Origin of the sequence: Pusillimonas caeni (assembly GCF_003545815.1) — a bacterium.
GTDB classification, from domain to species: domain Bacteria; phylum Pseudomonadota; class Gammaproteobacteria; order Burkholderiales; family Burkholderiaceae_B; genus Pusillimonas; species Pusillimonas caeni.
This window is the reverse complement of sequence record NZ_PDUW01000006.1, coordinates 184,112-200,735: the sequence shown is the minus strand read 5'-3', so window position 1 is coordinate 200,735 and position 16,624 is coordinate 184,112. Positions and strand designations below refer to the sequence as shown.

The 16,624-nt window shown below is 63.5% G+C and carries 16 protein-coding genes; 10 read left to right on the top strand and 6 right to left on the bottom strand.

Annotated elements, in window-relative coordinates; all coding sequences use genetic code 11:
* Positions 1-281: 281 nt before the first annotated feature.
* From CSC67_RS14615 to CSC67_RS14580, 8 genes are all read left to right on the top strand, one after another.
* Complete coding sequence (locus CSC67_RS14615) at positions 282-1,148, top strand: alpha/beta hydrolase (RefSeq protein WP_118995176.1); 867 nt, start codon at positions 282-284, stop codon at positions 1,146-1,148.
* 148 nt (positions 1,149-1,296) lie between these two features.
* Complete coding sequence (locus CSC67_RS14610; protein WP_118995175.1) at positions 1,297-2,163, top strand: branched-chain amino acid ABC transporter permease; 867 nt, start codon at positions 1,297-1,299, stop codon at positions 2,161-2,163.
* The gene (locus CSC67_RS14605) at positions 2,160-3,095 is read left to right on the top strand and encodes a branched-chain amino acid ABC transporter permease (protein WP_118995174.1); all 936 of its coding nucleotides are present in this window, start codon (positions 2,160-2,162) and stop codon (positions 3,093-3,095) included. Before CSC67_RS14610 ends, CSC67_RS14605 begins: the two co-directional genes overlap by 4 nt.
* Positions 3,092-3,931 carry an ABC transporter ATP-binding protein gene (locus CSC67_RS14600; protein WP_209304333.1) on the top strand — a complete coding sequence of 280 codons (840 nt, stop codon included), beginning with the start codon at positions 3,092-3,094 and terminating at the stop codon, positions 3,929-3,931. The genes CSC67_RS14605 and CSC67_RS14600 overlap by 4 nt, the downstream gene beginning before the upstream one ends.
* Positions 3,928-4,650, top strand: a complete 723-nt coding sequence (locus CSC67_RS14595) for an ABC transporter ATP-binding protein (protein WP_118995173.1) — start codon at positions 3,928-3,930, stop codon at positions 4,648-4,650. Before CSC67_RS14600 ends, CSC67_RS14595 begins: the two co-directional genes overlap by 4 nt.
* A 63-nt stretch (positions 4,651-4,713) precedes the next feature.
* Entirely contained in the window at positions 4,714-5,925 is a 1,212-nt protein-coding gene (locus CSC67_RS14590; protein WP_209304332.1) for an amino acid ABC transporter substrate-binding protein, read from the top strand.
* A 61-nt stretch (positions 5,926-5,986) separates the two neighbouring features.
* On the top strand, positions 5,987-7,336 hold the full coding sequence (locus CSC67_RS14585) for an amidohydrolase family protein (protein ID WP_118995172.1): 1,350 nt from the start codon (positions 5,987-5,989) through the stop codon (positions 7,334-7,336).
* Positions 7,337-7,354: 18 nt separating this feature from the next.
* Entirely contained in the window at positions 7,355-8,830 is a 1,476-nt protein-coding gene (locus CSC67_RS14580; RefSeq protein WP_118995171.1) for an amidohydrolase family protein, read from the top strand.
* A gap of 72 nt (positions 8,831-8,902) precedes the next feature.
* On the opposite strand, the gene CSC67_RS14575 is transcribed toward CSC67_RS14580, so the two are convergent.
* Positions 8,903-10,090 carry an acyl-CoA dehydrogenase gene (locus CSC67_RS14575; protein ID WP_118995170.1) on the bottom strand — a complete coding sequence of 396 codons (1,188 nt, stop codon included), beginning with the start codon at positions 10,088-10,090 and terminating at the stop codon, positions 8,903-8,905.
* A 118-nt stretch (positions 10,091-10,208) separates the two neighbouring features.
* On the opposite strand from CSC67_RS14575, the gene CSC67_RS14570 reads away from it, so the two are divergent.
* Positions 10,209-11,102 (top strand): LysR substrate-binding domain-containing protein, encoded by an 894-nt coding sequence (locus tag CSC67_RS14570; protein WP_118995169.1) that lies wholly within the window; start codon positions 10,209-10,211, stop codon positions 11,100-11,102.
* On the opposite strand, the gene purU is transcribed toward CSC67_RS14570, so the two are convergent.
* From purU to CSC67_RS14545, 5 genes are all read right to left on the bottom strand, one after another.
* On the bottom strand, positions 11,095-11,943 hold the full coding sequence (gene purU / locus CSC67_RS14565) for a formyltetrahydrofolate deformylase (protein WP_118995168.1): 849 nt from the start codon (positions 11,941-11,943) through the stop codon (positions 11,095-11,097). The genes CSC67_RS14570 and purU overlap by 8 nt on opposite strands.
* 20 nt (positions 11,944-11,963) lie before the next feature.
* On the bottom strand, positions 11,964-13,079 hold the full coding sequence (locus tag CSC67_RS14560; RefSeq protein ID WP_118995167.1) for an NAD(P)/FAD-dependent oxidoreductase: 1,116 nt from the start codon (positions 13,077-13,079) through the stop codon (positions 11,964-11,966).
* A 21-nt stretch (positions 13,080-13,100) separates the two neighbouring features.
* The gene (locus CSC67_RS14555; RefSeq protein ID WP_118995166.1) at positions 13,101-13,625 is read right to left on the bottom strand and encodes a flavin reductase family protein; all 525 of its coding nucleotides are present in this window, start codon (positions 13,623-13,625) and stop codon (positions 13,101-13,103) included.
* A gap of 20 nt (positions 13,626-13,645) precedes the next feature.
* Positions 13,646-14,278: a pyridoxamine 5'-phosphate oxidase gene (gene pdxH, locus CSC67_RS14550; protein ID WP_118995271.1), complete on the bottom strand. Its 633-nt coding sequence runs from the start codon at positions 14,276-14,278 to the stop codon at positions 13,646-13,648.
* A 165-nt stretch (positions 14,279-14,443) separates the two neighbouring features.
* Positions 14,444-15,094 carry a gamma-glutamylcyclotransferase gene (locus CSC67_RS14545; RefSeq protein WP_118995165.1) on the bottom strand — a complete coding sequence of 217 codons (651 nt, stop codon included), beginning with the start codon at positions 15,092-15,094 and terminating at the stop codon, positions 14,444-14,446.
* 180 nt (positions 15,095-15,274) lie between these two features.
* Between CSC67_RS14545 and CSC67_RS14540 the strand changes: the two genes are divergently transcribed.
* On the top strand, positions 15,275-16,162 hold the full coding sequence (locus CSC67_RS14540; protein ID WP_245220243.1) for a tRNA threonylcarbamoyladenosine dehydratase: 888 nt from the start codon (positions 15,275-15,277) through the stop codon (positions 16,160-16,162).
* Positions 16,163-16,624 lie beyond the last annotated feature (462 nt).

The following is a 16,624-nucleotide window of genomic DNA, read 5'->3' as shown; positions in this document are numbered from 1 at the left end:
CGCGTTTCTGGTGTCGGGGCGCTTTCTTGGCCCTGGCGGTTTCTCTCGGTATCTGGCACCGTCCATAAGATATTTGTACATCATTAAAAGAATGTTGTTCGACCCCTGGGCGTAAGTCTGTGCCAGAATCGGCTCATCCAGTCGTGCTTGCGTTGCGCATCGGGTAGCGATGGAAAAATATCCCGCTACGCTTATAGGGAAACTCCGACACGCGGCATGACTAGCCAGTTTTTTGTGAGGTATGCCGACCCATACGGACCGGAACGTTCGCGGAGAAAGGGATGATTGTTTCAGATGCGCCGGCCAGGCCGGACAGGGACAAAGGCTACGATGTCGAGTTTCTACAGCCGGGCGCGAACTACCGCCCCAAGTGGGGAAGCCGCAGCGATGTATTCAGGCGGTCCTCAACCTGCCGTCTCGATATCTCATATGGCCATGGTCCAAGAGGCTTTCTTGACTACTTTCCTGCTGCAGGCGCGCGCCATGCGCCCACTGTGATATTTTTGCACGGCGGGTTTTGGCAGAAGGGCGACAAGTCCTTTTATAGCTTTGTGGCCGAGCCCTACGTGAATCGCGGTGTTTCCTGCATCACGCTCAATTACGATTTCTGCCCTTCGGTTCGCTTGAGCGCGATAAGCCGGCAGGTACGGGCGGCCCTGCGCTGGATATGGGACAACGGCGACCGTCTTGGCATCGACCGCAATCGTTTGCATATATCGGGCCATTCTGCAGGCGCCCATCTGTCGGCGATGATGATGGTGACCGACTGGCCGCGATATGCGGATGGCCTGCCCGATAAACTGCTGAAAAGCGCGGTGCTCATTTCGGGTCTTTACGATCTCGCTCCCTTACTTCACGAGCCGGCCAACAGCCAGTTGCGCCTGGACGAGGACGAAGCACGCGAGCAGAGCCCTATCCGCCATCCCGCCGCCACCGATGCGCCGCAACTGATCGCCTGCGGCCAGCAGGAGTCGGACGTATTTCACGCGCAGACCTCTCTTTATGCATCGACGTTCTCGTCGCCAAGCCGGGTAGTGCGTCATTGCCTGATCGAGGATTGCAATCATTTCGACATCATGGATGTATATGCCGACCCGGACAGCGAATTGTTCGGCAAGGCGCTGGCCTTGATGCATTTAGAACAATAGGCGTTATGGCCGCGGCTTTGCCGGCCGGTGGGCGCCGACCTGCCGTGTCCGTAGCCCTACGACGATAAGAAACCGCCAGGAGGCAAACCATGCGCGTGTATAGCGTTGCACGGAGGAGTCCCATTTCCAGCTACGGCCGGGGCGTCCTATGATCTACGTGCAGTATTTCGTCAACGGATTGCTGCTGGGCGGGCTTTATGCCTGCATCGCGGCTGGCTTCTCGCTGGTGTGGGGCGTAATGAACATCATCAACATGATGCATGGCGCCTTCATCGTGCTGGGTGCGTACATCGCCTATTTCAGCTACGTCTTGTTCGGCGTTCATCCCTTCTTTTCCGTCCTGAGCGCAGGGCTGCTCATCGGCGCTGCAGGTTATCTCATCCAGCGCGGCATCATCAATCGTGTGGTGGGCAAGCCGGTACTGGTGACCTTCACCTTGACCTTCGGCTTGGAAATGATCCTGAACAACGCCATGCTGCTTGGCTTCACGGCGGACTATCGAAAGGTCTCGCTGGCGGAACCCATGGGTACCCTCGATTGGTCCGGACTGTTCTTGCCCCTTGATCGTGTCGGGGCCATGGCCCTGGCCATCGCCGTCATTATGGCGGTCTACCTGGCATTGCGCCGCTCGCGCATCGGACGAGCCATTGTCGCCGTGCGTTTTGATCGCGAGGCTGCGCAGTTGATGGGCGTGGACGTGGCCAAGACCTATGCGGTCACCTTTGCGCTGGGCGCGATGATGGCCGCGGCGGCAGGTGCCCTGGTAAGCGTGGTGTTTCCCATCTCGCCGGTAACCGGCCATCTGTTCCTGGGCAAGGCCTTCGTCATCTGCGTCCTGGGCGGCGTGGGCAGCATTGCCGGCGCTGTGGCAGGCGGCCTGGCGCTGGGCTTGCTCGAAAGCTTTGGCGGAATGCTGTTCGGCCCGGAGTACGCCTTGACGCTTTCTTTCTGCGTGTTGCTCGTGCTGCTCACGTTCCGTCCGCGGGGCCTGATGGGCATAAGGGGATACGAATGACGAAGCCATACCTGCTGCTTGCGCTGCTTGTCGTGGCCTTGCTGGCCTTGCTTCCAGAAGTGGGCAACAATTACGTTCTGCGGATCGGCGCCATGATGCTGATGTACATGTCGCTGGCTCTGGCCTGGAATTTCATCGGCGGGTTCGCCGGCTATCCTTCTTTCGGCACGGCGGGTTTTTTCGGCCTGGGCGCATACGTCAGCGCGCTGCTCCAGGCGCAGGGGCTGCCGGCCCAGATATCCTGGGTTTTCGCTGCCGCCGTAGGCGGTGTCTTTGCCTTGCTTCTTGGCGTGATCCTGCTGCGTTTGCGGGGCCATGCGTTTGCCATCGCGACGCTCGTCGTTGCCGAGGTGCTGCGCGAGATCATCAATGCCTGGACCAGCCTGACGGGCGGGGGCATGGGGCTGAACCTGGCTTATTCGGGCCTGTCTCCAGAAGTGGCGGCACGATACTACTATCACTGCATGCTGGTTCTGGCCGTCCTGGCATTCATCGCGACTGTCGTGGTGGCGGGAAACAAGCTGGGTTTCGGCTTGCGCTGCATCAAGCAAAACGAGGGGGCCGCCAACATGGTCGGCGTCAACGCCACCTTGTACAAGGCCGCCGCTTTTGCTCTGTCGGGCGTCTTCATCGCGGCAGCCGGAGGCATATACGCATCCTGGACAGGATACATCGAGCCTGCCGACGTGTTCGACATCATGATCTCCATCAAGGCGATTGTCATGGTCCTGCTCGGCGGCGTCGGCACCATATTGGGACCGGTTATCGGGGCGCTGGCCTTTCTGGTGCTCGATGAGATCGTATGGCGCAACCTGCTGAAGCTGCATACTGGAACGCTTGGCCTGCTGATTGTGCTGCTGGTTCTTTTCCTGCCGATGGGGCTTTACTCATTGCGCCCACGGCATCGGAATGCTGCGAAGGTGAAGGCATGAAGAAGTTCATCAACCCCACGATGCCGTTGATCGAATCCGGGGCGTCAGCACGCGCGGACACGGCCATGCGGCCTGAAGCCGCTGCTCGAGGCGCGCTGCTCGAACTCAGAAGGGTCAACCGTTCCTTCGGGGGCGTGCACGCGGTCCGAGACGTTTCGCTATCGCTGAGGCAAGGAGAGGTCATTGGCCTGATCGGCCCCAATGGAGCCGGAAAGAGCACGCTGATCAATGTAATCACGGGTGTGCATCCGGCCCAGTCGGGCCAGATTCTCCATTGGGGCGACCGAATCGAACGCATGAAGCCCCACCAGATTGCCGCGCGAGGCATTGCACGCACTTTTCAGGTCGTGCAGCCCTTTCCCGAAATGACCGTGCTTGAAAACGTGATGGCCGGTACCTGGTTCGCCGGAAGCAAGGGCGGCCGAAAAGAAGCGCGCGAGGCCGCGATGGCGCATTTGGAGTTCACCGGCCTGGCTGCGCTGGCTGAGCAGCCGGCGGCTCAGTTGACGCTGGCCAACCGCAAGCGGCTTGAATTGGCCAAGGGCTTGGCCATGGAACCCAAGCTCCTGATGCTGGACGAAGTCAACGCGGGCCTCAATACGGCCGAGGTCGACAAGGCGCTCGGCCTGATTGGCGCCATTGCCGATCAAGGCATTACCGTGCTGATCATCGAACATCTGCTCAAAGTCGTCCTGACGCTATGCCAGCGGGTGGTCGTGTTGCATCACGGCGAGCTCATCGCTGACGACACTCCCGGCAATATCGTAAGAAATGACGCGGTGATCAGCGCCTACCTGGGCGCACGTTTCGCGCAACGCCTGAAGGAGGGCTCATGACCAATCCGTTGCTCGAAGTCGATTCGGTCATGTCCGGCTACGGCGATGTCAACATCCTGTGGGGCGTCAGCTTTTGCATAAGCCGTGGAGAAACCGTTTGCCTGGTGGGTTCCAACGGCGCGGGGAAGACGACGCTGCTGCGCACGATCTCGGGGCTGCTCAAGCCCACCCAGGGGCGCATTACCTTCCAGGGGCGGGACATCACTCATGCAACGCCGCGCGACATCCTTGCGGCGGGCATCGCCCACGTACCTGAAGGACGACGGCTGTTCGGCCCCATGAGCGTGGCCGACAACCTGTTGATGGGCGCTTATCTGCGCGATGACCAGCACGAGATCAAGCGCGATCTGGACCACATGTACAGCCTCTTTCCCATATTGGCCAATCGCCGCGACCAGGCCGCGGGCACGCTGTCGGGAGGCGAGCAGCAGATGTGCGCCATTGCCCGGGGCATGATGGGACGCCCCGTGCTCTTGATGATAGACGAGCTGTCTCTGGGCCTGGCGCCACAGGTCGTCGAGACGCTTGGCGAAGTGGTGCGGCGCATCACACAGGAGGGCTTGTCCGTGCTCCTGGTAGAGCAGGACGTCATGACGGCTTTCGAGCTGGCAAGCAAGGGAGTCGTGTTGGACACCGGTCGTATATCGGTGATGGGCTCCACCGACGAGTTGGCCAAGAACCCGGCGGTGCGTGAGGCCTACATGGGGCTGTCGGTCTGACCGTCCCCAATATGAAACAACCGGCGAACCGTTGCAAGCGCTGTCGCCGCAAAGGAGACGAACATGACAATCATGCAAAGACGCAGGGTGCTCAAGGCGGGGGCGGCATCCATACTGGCATGCGCCGTGCGCGCGCTGCCCGCTGGAGCAGCTGAGAAGGTCATCAAGGTGGGGGCCGCCTTGCCCCTGACCGGGCCCTTGTCGCCCGAGGGCACGCGGCAAAGGAACGGCTTCCAGCTTTGGGCGGATACGGCCAATGCGGAGGGCGGCATCAAAGTGGGGGGCGATGTCTACAAGGTCGAGATGATATACGTCGACTATCAGTCGAACACGCCCCGCGCCGTGCAGGCGGCCGAGCGCCTGATTACTCAGGACAAGGTGAATTTTCTTTTTGCGCCGTTCGGTTCGGGCGCGGTAAAGGCCGTCAGTGCGGTGACCGAAAAATACGGAATTCCGATGCTGGCGCCCAACGCGGCGTCCGAGCAGGTCTATGACCAGGGTTTCAAGTATTTGTTCGGTGTATATTCGCCCAACAGCACCTTGACCGAGCCCATCGCCGAAATTGCGAGCAGGCTGGATCCGCCCTTGAAGAAAGTGGCCATACTCTCCCGCAATGACCTGTTCCCGCTTGCTTTTGCCGAAGATCTGAAGAAATCCGCCGAAAAGCGGGGGATCGAGGTGGCCTACTATGAAAAGTACAACATTGGCACAGTGGACTTCAGCGCCGCCTTGACCGGGCTGCGCAGCGTCCGGCCCGACTGGATTGTCATCACCGGCTACACCAACGACCTGATCCTGGTTCGTGGCCAGATGGTGGACCAAGGCATCAAGAGCCAATTGCTGACCATGGTGGTGGGTCCGCTGGACCCGGCTTTCAAAGAGGGCGTGGGCAGGCTTAGCAACAATATCACCACGCTTGCCTATTGGGTGCCCGAAGCAAGCTACGACGGTGTGGACATCTTCGGCACCTCCGAGCGTTTTACCAAGCTTTACCAAGAAGCCTATGGCGCCATACCCGAGTACAGCAGCGCGGGTTCGGCAGTGTGCGGCGCAGTCTTGCAGCTGGCCATCGAGCAAGCCGGCACGATCCACCCGGCCAAGGTGCGCGATGCCATCGCGGCCATGGACGAAATGACCTTCTACGGACCCGTCAAGTTCGCCCCGAGCGGCCAGATCAGTTCTCTCAAGCCGCCGCTGGTGCAGATCCAGGACGGCGAGTTCGAGATCATCTATCCGCCCGAGATCAAGACGGCGGATCTCCGGCTAGGCTTCTAGCCGCACGGGCGCCGCATCAGATGGATGCGGCGCTCGAGCAACGTTTAGGAGCGGATTCAATATGGATAAGCGTGCGATTGCCAACGGCTGTGTGGTGACAATGAATGCCGGCCGAAAGGTTCTTCCAGGCGGTACGGTGTTGATCAGCGGTTCGAGGATAGAGGGCGTACTGCCGGCCGAAGCGGCTGTGCCAGAAGGCTACGAAAGGATCGATGCACGCGGCTGCGCTGTGCTTCCGGGGCTGGTCAACGCGCACACGCACCTGTACTCGGCCTTGGGGCGCAGCCTGAGCTTCAATGAAGAATTGACGCAGTGGCTGGAAACTCAGAAAGGCCTCATCGCCCAGTTCGACGACGAAGACTTTGCTGCATGCATCGAAGTGGGGTTGGCTCTTAACCTGCGTTCGGGAAACACTTGCGTGGTGGATGCCATGGCCTTGCCGGCCGATGCGGCCCACAGATACCCGGTTGCGCTTGATCTGGCCGAGCGCTACTGCCTGCAGTACACATTGGCGCGCGCCTATACCGACCAAAGGATGAGCTCCGACTACATCGAGAACGTCGTTGCCATCGAGCGTTCGGTCTCCGAGCTGATTGAAACCTATCACGGCGCCAGCGACGGGCGGCTGCGCCTGCAGCTTTTCCCGAACATGGCCTGGGCCTTGTCGATTGAAGGGTTCCGCATGACGCGCCGCCTGGCTGATAAATACGGGATCGGCATGCAGATGCATACCGCCGAGTCGCCTGCATATCCGGTGCTCATTGAAAAAGCCTACGGGCATGGGTCGGACGTGCGTGTCTATCAGCAGGGCGGTTGCCTGGGTCCGGATGTCCAGTTGCTCAGTTGCGCGCACCTGGGCGATGAAGATTTCGAGATCATCGCCCGTACCGGCACTCGGGTGATTCTGGACCCGATCTCGGGAACAACCATCGGCACCGGCCTGCCTCCGACTCTACGCGTTATGGGCAACGGCAACCCTACGGCATTGGCGACCAACGGTATGGCCAGTGCCGGTGGCCAGGACATGTTCGAGGCCATGAAGACGCTGCTCAGTCTTGCACGGGTCGAAGCATACGACCCATTGTGCATCAGCGCCATGCGGGCGCTCGAGATGGCGACCATAGAGGGCGCCAGGGCGCTTGGGCTGGACAGTGAGATCGGCTCTCTTGAGCCCGGCAAGCGTGCGGACGTGATCTGCGTGCAAATGGACCAGCTCTACCAGGCGCCGGCACTGGACGTCCCGGCCACCCTGGTGTTTTCGTGCAACAGCCGCGACGTGCGCGACGTGTTCGCCAACGGCCAATGGGTGGTACGCGACCGCAAGCTGCTGGTGGCGGACGAAGCCGCCTTGGCAGATCGCGCTGCGAAGCGTGCGTCGGCGGCCTGGGCCCGGACCCACCATGCCTCGTGAACCGACAGGAACAATGCTATGAAGTCATCTATATCAGGCGAGGTACTCAGCTTGTTTGCAACGCATTGCCTGCCCGACACCCGGCAAAACAAAGTGCTTGGCGATGTGGAGATAGTCTGCGAGGGCGGCTTGATTCGCGACATGCGTTGCGGAATCGAGCAGGGCGACCAGCCGTCAGGCGCGAGTCTGCTGCTGCCTCCCTTGAGCAATGCCCACGACCACGGGCGCGGCCTGAAATCCCTGGCCTATGGGGTGCCGGACCAACCCGTCGAAACCTGGGTGGCCGCCACCTATACCATGCCGCCGGTCGATCCATACCTGGTCGCGGCCACGGCATTCGCCCGCATGGTGCGCAGTGGCATCGGGTCGGTGACCCATTGTCATTTATCCCGCAGCCCTGCCGCCTTGCTTGAAGAGGCCGCGGCGGTGCGGCGGGCAGCGCATGATGTGGGCATTCGCGTGGCCTTCGTTGTGCCGCTGGCCGATCGGTATCGCCTGGGCTATGCCGAGGATGAAGCCATTCTGACTTTTATGTCTTCCAAGGACGCCGAGCTGACCCGCCGGCGCCTCAGGCCGATCGCGCCGATCGAAGAACAGCTGGACGTCGCTAAGCGAATCATGGAGTCGGCCGACGGCTTGTTCCAGGTCCAACTGGGGCCGGTGTCCATAGAGCGCTGCTCCGACACTCTGGTGGAGCGTATCGCGCGCCTATCGGCCGAACGCGGCAATCGGGTGCACATGCACATGCTCGAATCCAAATACCAGCGGCAATGGGCGGATCATCACTACCCCCGGGGCCTTATGCGGCATCTCGATTCGCTTGGCCTGCTCAGCCCGCGCCTGACCATGGCGCATGGCACCTGGCTCCGTCCCGACGAGTGTGATTTGCTCGCCGAACGGGGCGTCATCGTGTCGGTCAACACTAGTTCCAACCTGCGCCTGCGTTCGGGCATTGCGCCGCTGCTGCCCATGCAGCGTGCCGGCCTGTCGTTTGCCTTGGGGCTGGATGCCCTGGCCCTGGACGATGACGACGACTTGTTGCGCGAAATGCGGCTGGCGCGCCTATTGCACGGCGGCACCGGTTTTGATGAGGGTATCGATCGCAATAGCATGCTTGATGCGTTATGCCGGGTGGGCGCCCGGGCTGCGGGGATCGAGCCCGGCGGCATAGCGCCGGGTGCGGCGGCAGACCTGCTGTTGCTGGAGCTGGATAATGCCGTGGACGACACCCATCCTGCACTGTACGACATGCCTTCCCTCGTGCATTGCCGGGCAACGGCGTCCAACGTGCACGCCATGGTGATAGGCGGGCGAGTGGTTGTGAAGGAGGGTGGCGTGACAGGTATTGACGAGACGGAGATACAGCGCGAATTGACGGCGCAGCTTCATGTCCACGCCAACGATCTATCGGCGACCCGCAGCCAGCTCGAGCCCTATCGGGAGGCCATCGAGCGCTTTTATCGCGCGGGCGGACATTGCGGGGGGTGCGCATAATGCAAGACGCCCGCATTGCGGTGCGGGCGTCTTGCATGGGTTCGGACGCTTATGGGCGCCGGCTTCGGGCGATCAGAAGAAGGCCTGGATGCCCGTTTGCGCACGGCCCAGGATCAGGGCGTGCACGTCGTGCGTGCCTTCGTAGGTGTTGACCACCTCGAGGTTGACCAGGTGGCGGGCCACGCCGAACTCGTCGGAGATGCCGTTGCCGCCCAGCATGTCGCGCGCCATGCGTGCGATGTCCAGCGACTTGCCGCAGGAGTTGCGCTTCATGATGGAGGTGATTTCGACCGCGGCCGTGCCTTCGTCCTTCATGCGGCCCAGGCGCAGGCAGCCTTGCAGGCCCAGGGTGATTTCGGTCTGCATGTCGGCCAGCTTCTTCTGGATGAGCTGGTTGGCGGCCAGGGGGCGGCCGAACTGCTTGCGGTCCAGGGTGTACTGGCGTGCGGTGTGCCAGCAGTCTTCGGCGGCGCCCAGGGCGCCCCAGGCGATGCCGTAGCGGGCCGAGTTCAGGCAGGTGAAGGGGCCGCGCAGGCCGCTTACGCCGGGCATCATGGCGTCGGCGGGCACTTCGACCTCGTCCATGACGATTTCGCCGGTGATGGAGGCGCGCAGGCCGACCTTGCCGTGGATGGCGGGGGCGCTCAGGCCCTTCATGCCTTTTTCGAGGATGAAGCCGCGGATCTTGCCGTTGTCGTCGCCGCCGACCACCTTGGCCCACACCACGAAGACGTCGGCGATGGGCGAGTTGGTGATCCACATCTTGTTGCCGGTGAGCTTGTAGCCGCTGTCGGTCTTGACGGCGCGGGTTTCCATGCTGCCGGGATCGGAGCCGTGGTTGGGCTCGGTCAGGCCGAAGCAGCCTATCCATTCGCCGCGGGCCAGCTTGGGCAGGTATTTCTGTTTTTGCTCTTCGGTGCCGAACTCGTTGATGGGCACCATCACCAGGGACGACTGCACGCTCATCATCGAGCGGTAGCCGGAGTCGATGCGCTCGACTTCACGGGCGATGAGGCCGTAACAGACATAGTTCAGGCCCGCGCCGCCGTATTGCTCGGGGATGGTGGGGCCCAGCAGGCCCAGCTCGCCCATCTCGGCGAAGATGGCGGCATCGGTTTTCTCGTTGCGGAACGCCTCGAGCACGCGGGGCGCCAGCTTGTCCTGGGCGTAGGCGCGCGCGGCCTCGCGCACCATGCGCTCGTCTTCGGTCAGTTGCGAGTCGAGTAGAAGGGGGTCTTCCCAGTTGAAGGACGCCGACATAGTTTGCTCCGTGTCTAATAAGTTTAGGTTTAAACTATCATAATGTGATTTAACCGCACAGTGCAATTGATAAAAAGGCACAATATAGTGCAATTTATGAAAAGCGGAGCACTGGACGATGAGGCATGGCATTCCCAATCTTGGCGCCTTGCAGGCCTTCGAGGCCACGGCCCGGCTGGGCTCGTTCTCGCGCGCGGCCGAAGAGCTGTCGCTGACCCACAGCGCAGTGTTCAGGCAGGTGGCCGGCCTGGAAGAGCGCCTTGGCGTACAGCTGTTCACCCGGGTGCGCCGGCGCATTGCCCTGACGGATGCGGGCGCCGAATATGCGGCCCGGGTGCGCCACCACCTCGAACAGCTCGAGAAAGACACGTTCGGGCTCATTTCCCGTGCCGGCCTGGGGCGCAGCTTGCACATCGCGGTGCTGCCCACGCTGGCCACGACCTGGCTGGTGCCGCGCCTGCCCCGGTTCCGCCGCGACCACGACGATGTGTCGGTGAGCCTGTCGGTGCGCACCCGGCCGTTCCAGTTCAACGATCATCCCTTCGATGCCGCGGTGTACCACGCATCGCAGTTATGGCCGGGCACGACGGGCTTCAAGCTGTTCGATGAAAAGGAGCTGGTGCCGGTGTGCACGCCTGCCGTGCGCCGAAACATCGACAGCCACCCCGAGGGCATGGCGGGCGTCTCGCATCTGCATATGATGTCACGTCCGGATGTGTGGCGCCAGTGGTATCGAGAGCAGGGGCGAGACTGCCCGCCGTCGGTGGGCGCCGGGCCCCGCTACGAGCTCTTCACCATGCTGTTGGCGGCCGCCCAGGCCGGCATGGGCGTGGCGCTGGTGCCGGGTTTCCTGGCCCGGCAGGCGCTGGCTTCCGGCGAACTGACGCTGGCCGACGAGGGGGTGCTGCCGGTGGGCGAAGCCTATTATTTCAGCTATCCCGCGCAAGACCGCCCGTCCGAGGCGCTGCTGGCCTTCGAGGCCTGGCTGCGCACCGAGGCGGGGCTTATTTGAAGACGACGGTGCGGCTGCCGTTGAGCAGGATGCGGTGCTCGACGTGGTTGCGCACGGCGCGAGCCAGCACCAGGGATTCCACGTCGCTGCCTACCTGGGTCAATTGGTGGGCGCTCATCGAGTGGTCCACGCGCTCGATGTCCTGTTCGATGATGGGGCCCTCGTCCAGGTCGGAAGTGACGTAGTGGGCCGTGGCGCCGATGATCTTGACCCCGCGGGCATGGGCCTGGTGATACGGACGCGCGCCCTTGAAGCTGGGCAGGAAGCTGTGGTGGATGTTGATGGCCCGGCCGGACAGCGCCGCGCACAGGTCGGACGACAGAATCTGCATGTAGCGCGCCAGCACCACCAGGTCGACCTGGTTCGACTCGACCAGTTCGAGTATCTGCTGCTCTTGCCGGGAACGGGTCTCGGGCGTGACCGGCAGGTGATGGAAGGGGATGCCATACGAGGCGGCCATGCCCGCGTAGTCGTTGTGGTTCGAGGCGATGGCCGCGATCTCGACCGGCAGCTGCCCGCTGTGCGTGCGGAACAGCAGGTCGTTCAGGCAATGCCCCTGGCGGCTCACGAGTATCAGCAGCCTGGCCTTGCGGTTGGCATCATGGATGCGCGCGTCCATGCTGAAGCGCTCGGCCACCGCGGCAAAGCTTTCTTGCAGGGATTCGACGCTGGCGGGCAGCGGCAGCTTGAAATGGACACGCAGGAAAAAGCGTTCTTCCTCGATGTCGCCGAACTGCTGGGCGTCGACGATATTGCCATGCAGGCTCAGCAGCCAGCCGGTCACGCTGTGTACGATGCCGATGCGGTCGGGACAGGAAAGGGTGAGAATGAAATCGTTCATGGTTCAGCGAGATGGGGGCGTCAGGCGCCCGGAGCAATGGCCAGCCTTGCCGCCTGGGCGATGGCCAGGCTGGCGGTCAGACCAGGGGATTCTATACCGAACAGGTTGACGAGGCGGTCCGCGCCATGCACGGACGGGCCGGCAATGAGGAAGTCGGCGGCGGGCCGGCCGGCGGCGGCGATCTTCGGGCGTATGCCAGTGTAGCCCGGCAGCAGGGCCTTGTCAGGCAGACCCGGCCAGTATTGCCGGATGGCTCGTTCGAACAGCGGAGCGCGGCCGGCGTCGAACGTGTAATCGGGATGCGCCACCCACTGCACATCGGGCCCGAAACGCGCCTGGCCGGCCAGGTCGAGGGTCAGGTGCACGCCCAGGCCGGCGGCATCGGGCAGCGGATAGATCAGGCGCGAGAACGGCGCACGGCCCGACAGCATGAAGTAACTTCCCTTGCAATAGTAGGCCGGCGGTATGGACGCGGCCGCTTGCCCGGCCAGCCTGCGCGCCACATCGGGGGCATGCAGCCCGGCGGCGTTGACGACCCGGCGCGAGGTGATGCGCGCGGGATCGCTGCCGCCGAACTGCAGCACGAACAGGCCGTCGTCGGACATGTGGCCTTCAATGAAAGGGGTGTTGAAGACGAATTCGGCGCCGTGGTTCGCGGCGTCGGCCTGCAGCGCCAGCATGAGCCCGTGGCTGTCCACGATGCCGGTCGATGGCGAGGCCAGCGCGGCTACGCAGCGCAGTTCGGGTTCTTGCGCCCGGATCTGCTCCGGCGTGAGGCGGACCAGATCGTGCACGCCGTTGCGCTGTGCCTGCCGGGCGATGGATTCCAGCGTGGCAAGCTGTGCCTCCTCGGTGGCGACGATCCACTTGCCTAGGCGGCGGTGGGCGATGCCGCGCTCGGCGCAGTAGTCGTACAGCAGGTGCTTGCCCCGCACGCACAGGCGGGCCTTCAAGCTGTGCCGCGGATAATAGATGCCGGCGTGGATCACTTCCGAGTTGCGCGAACTGATGCCGGCGCCGGGCATGGCCTCGGCTTCGGCGACCAGCACGTCGTGTCCGGCCATGGCCAGTTCGCGCGCGCAGGCCAGGCCGATGACGCCGGCGCCCAGCACCACGCAATCCACATCCGGCGTCATGGCCTTCGTCCGCGGCCGGGCTCAGCTGCCCGACAGCGGTTCATGCGAGGGGGTCAGGTCGAAGTCGCCGGCATGGTAGACCAGGGGCTGATGAAAGCTGCGTTCGCAGCGTTCGACCTGTCCGATGAAGATGAAATGGTCGCCCGCTTCGTGCCGGCACAGGTTGTAGCATTCGAACCAGGCGGCGCAGTCCGGATCGTCCAGCATGACCGCCCCGTTCGGCGAACGGGTCAGCGCGATGCCGTCGAAGCGCGCTTCCTGCGGGCCGCTGGCGAATCGCCGGGCCAGGGGAAGCTGCTGGGCCGACAATACGTGGATCACATAGCGTTCGGTTCGCTCGAAATGGACCAGGGAAGCGGCTTTCTTGGACAAGGTCCACAACACCAACGGCGGATCGAGCGAGACCGAGTTGAACGAACTGATGGTCAGCCCGACGGGCTGGGGCGTATCGTGGCCTTGCGTGGTGACGATGGTGACGCCCGTGGCGAAGCGGCCCAGAGCGGAACGAAAGAAGGCGGCGTCGAAATCGGGTGCGTGTGCGGTCATTGAAACGGTTCGGCGAAGAGTCAGGGGGCCAGGCGCGAGACCTGCCAATGGCCCTGTTCGTCGCGCTGATAGACCAGCCTGTCGTGCAGGCGCGAGGGGCGGCCCTGCCAGAACTCGACCCGGTCGGGCAGCAGGCGGTAGCCGCCCCAATGCGGCGGGCGGGCCGGCTGTTCGCCCAGCGATTCGGTCAGCTGGCGCGTGCGCGCTTCGAGTTCGTCGCGCGTAATGGGCTGGCTTTGGGGCGAGGCCCAGGCGCCGATGCGCGAGCCCAGCGGGCGGCTTTCGAAATAGGTGTCGGATTCTTTTGCGCTGACCTTCTCGACGCGGCCCTCGACGCGCACCTGGCGTTCCAGGGCCGGCCAGAAGAACAGCAGGCTGGCGTAGGGCCGGGCGGCCAGTTCGCCGCCTTTGCGCGACTGGTAGTTGGTGAAGAAAACCAGGCCTTTGTCATCCAGGCCCTTGAGCAGGACGATGCGGGCAGAGGGGCGGCCTTCGGCATCGGCGGTGGCCAGCGTCATGGCATTGGGCTCGACCACGCCGGCCTTGACGGCCTCGTCGAACCAGGTGGAAAACTGTTCCAGCGGCGAGGCGGCCAGCGAAGATTCCAGCAGCACGCTTTTTTCGTATACCTGACGCAGATCGGCAATGGACATGGGTGTGGCTTGTTCGGCAAAGGCGTTGGGCGGTGAAAGGACCATTCTACCCGCTTGCGGCGGGCTTCGATGCGCGTGGCCTGATGTCCGGGCGCCATACTCGGGCGCCCTAGCCGCCGACGGCCGGCGACTGTATCTCGCCAGCGCGGTTTTTCGCCGCCTTGGTCAGTCCCGCGGGAAGGAGAGGGCCTTGAGCTCACGCACCAGGGTTTTGAGCTTGTGGTCGTGGATGCCGGCGTCTTCGAGCGCCTGGGCGGTCTCGAGCACGTATTCGGAGCACGGGCCGTACGAGCCGTGCGCGTCGCGCACGATGGCGATGAGCTGTTCTCGCGTCAGGTCGCGCACGTAGGCGTCCTTGCTGCGGTCCATGACGAAGGCCAGCGCCCGAAGTTCGCCGGCGTCGGTGGCGCAGGCCAGCCATTTGGGCAGGTAGGCGCCGCTCGGCATTTCGCGCTTCCAGAGCTCGGTGAAGGTGGCGGGCACATTGGCGGCCGCGATGCGGTAGGCGATGCCCCGGCAGGAGCCGCCGGCATCCAGGCCGAAGACCAGGCCGGGCCGTTCGGGCGTGCCCCGGTTGACGCGCGACCACAGGCACAATGAACGGTGATAGCCGCGCAGCAGGGCGTGCCGGCGCTCGACGAAGTCGAATTCGGGACGCCAGATGAGCGAGCCGTAGCCGTACACCCATAAGTCGTCGCGTCCGTTCCAATGGGCTAGCGCCGCGTCGAGCGAGGCCTGGCGCTGTTCGTCGGTCAGCAGGCGGAAGCTGGCGCCGGAGGTGGCAAACAGGGATTCGAGCGAGTCGGAGGAATTCACGGCGAAAAGGCGGTTCGGGGCAGATGGGCGGTCAAGGCGCTGCAAGGGGGCGCTCGGGGGCGTGGTCTAATATTCGATGATCAATCATGATTTTATACCCTGCGCTGCGCCGCCGAGCGCCCGTCTCTATGTTCGGGCGGCGGCCTTCTTCTCGCGGCCGGGGATAGCGCTGAGCGATATATGGACATACCGGAAAACAAGGGCGTTGCCGCAGCCAGGGCTGTCGAGGCGGCGGAATCGGCGGGGCAGGTAGAGACGGCCGATGTCGAGCGCCGCTTCGGCGGGCTCGAGCGCCTGTATGGCCCCGAAACCCTCCGCCGGCTGACGGGCGCCCATGTGGCGGTCGCGGGCATAGGCGGGGTGGGGTCCTGGTGCGTGGAGGCGCTGGCACGCTCGGGTGTGGGCCAGCTCACGCTCATCGACATGGACCACGTGGCCGAATCCAACGTCAATCGGCAGCTGCACGCGCTCAGCGAGACGCTGGGGCAATCGAAGATCAATGCGATGGCGGAGCGCGTGCGGGGCATCAATCCGCATTGCCGGCTGCACCTGATCGACGACTTCGTCACGCCCGACAATGTGGCGGACGTGCTGGCGCAGGATCTGGATGTGCTGGTGGACTGTACGGACCAGGCGAATGCGAAGATCGCGATGATTCTGGAGGCCCGGCGCCGCAAGCTGGCCATCGTGGTTTGCGGCGGGGCGGGCGGCAAGACGAATGTGCTGACGCTGCGCGCGGGGGACATGTCGGTGGCGCTGAACGATGCGCTGCTGGCGAAGCTGCGTAATACGTTGCGGCGCCATCATGGATATCCGAAGGGGGCCGATGCGAACGGGAAGGCGTTGAAGCGCGTCCCTCGCATGGGTGTGCGGGCGTTGTGGTTCGACCAGCCGGCGATTCTGCCCGAGCAATGGCTCGACCCCCAGCCTCGCGAGCTGGGCGGCGTGGGGTTGCAGGGGCTCTCCTGCGCGGGCTATGGGTCGGCGGTTGCGGTCACAGCTTCCATGGGGATGGCGGCGGCGGCCGATGCGATCCACTGGATCGGGCAGGGGCGATTTTCGGCCTGAGTCGGGTTCGAGGTTTTATTGGTCTCGGCTTTGGGCCTGGCTGTGGTCTGGTTTCTTGAGCCGGCGCGGGGCGGGCCCGTATTTTGGGCGCCGCTCGCTGCGGCCCGGCTTTGCCGGGCTTCCCTCGCACCCTATCAGTTTCGGGGCGCCCGCAGAACTCGCAACGGCGGGCCAGTGGCCCGCCACCCTTGTTGCTCGAACAGCTGCGGGCTTGCCTCCCCTAGCCGGGCGCCCCAAAACTGACAGGGTGCTCGGCTTGCTCGGACGTCGCCCAAAATACGGGCCCGCCCCACGCCTCAAAGCTTCAAAAATTGTAGCGCCTAGGCGTATCGTAAGTGCGGCGATGGCTGTGCTCTTGTGATGGTCGTCCGTAAGCCGCTACGAACTTCATAGCAACAGCATGTCGTCCATACGGCACGTGCCTCGCACGCCAGCCGTTTACCTACTCCAATGCAGTCCCTG

Bases quoted from the DNA above. Each gene is read 5' to 3' on its own strand.
- CSC67_RS14615 (WP_118995176.1), top strand. From the start codon at position 282: ATGATTGTTTCAGATGCGCCGGCCAGGCCGGACAGGGACAAAGGCTAC.
- CSC67_RS14610 (WP_118995175.1), top strand. From the start codon at position 1,297: ATGATCTACGTGCAGTATTTCGTCAACGGATTGCTGCTGGGCGGGCTT.
- CSC67_RS14605 (WP_118995174.1), top strand. From the start codon at position 2,160: ATGACGAAGCCATACCTGCTGCTTGCGCTGCTTGTCGTGGCCTTGCTG.
- CSC67_RS14600 (WP_209304333.1), top strand. From the start codon at position 3,092: ATGAAGAAGTTCATCAACCCCACGATGCCGTTGATCGAATCCGGGGCG.
- CSC67_RS14595 (WP_118995173.1), top strand. From the start codon at position 3,928: ATGACCAATCCGTTGCTCGAAGTCGATTCGGTCATGTCCGGCTACGGC.
- CSC67_RS14590 (WP_209304332.1), top strand. From the start codon at position 4,714: ATGACAATCATGCAAAGACGCAGGGTGCTCAAGGCGGGGGCGGCATCC.
- CSC67_RS14585 (WP_118995172.1), top strand. From the start codon at position 5,987: ATGGATAAGCGTGCGATTGCCAACGGCTGTGTGGTGACAATGAATGCC.
- CSC67_RS14580 (WP_118995171.1), top strand. From the start codon at position 7,355: ATGAAGTCATCTATATCAGGCGAGGTACTCAGCTTGTTTGCAACGCAT.
- CSC67_RS14575 (WP_118995170.1), bottom strand. From the start codon at position 10,090: ATGTCGGCGTCCTTCAACTGGGAAGACCCCCTTCTACTCGACTCGCAA.
- CSC67_RS14570 (WP_118995169.1), top strand. From the start codon at position 10,209: ATGAGGCATGGCATTCCCAATCTTGGCGCCTTGCAGGCCTTCGAGGCC.
- purU (WP_118995168.1), bottom strand. From the start codon at position 11,943: ATGAACGATTTCATTCTCACCCTTTCCTGTCCCGACCGCATCGGCATC.
- CSC67_RS14560 (WP_118995167.1), bottom strand. From the start codon at position 13,079: ATGACGCCGGATGTGGATTGCGTGGTGCTGGGCGCCGGCGTCATCGGC.
- CSC67_RS14555 (WP_118995166.1), bottom strand. From the start codon at position 13,625: ATGACCGCACACGCACCCGATTTCGACGCCGCCTTCTTTCGTTCCGCT.
- pdxH (WP_118995271.1), bottom strand. From the start codon at position 14,278: ATGTCCATTGCCGATCTGCGTCAGGTATACGAAAAAAGCGTGCTGCTG.
- CSC67_RS14540 (WP_245220243.1), top strand. From the start codon at position 15,275: ATGGACATACCGGAAAACAAGGGCGTTGCCGCAGCCAGGGCTGTCGAG.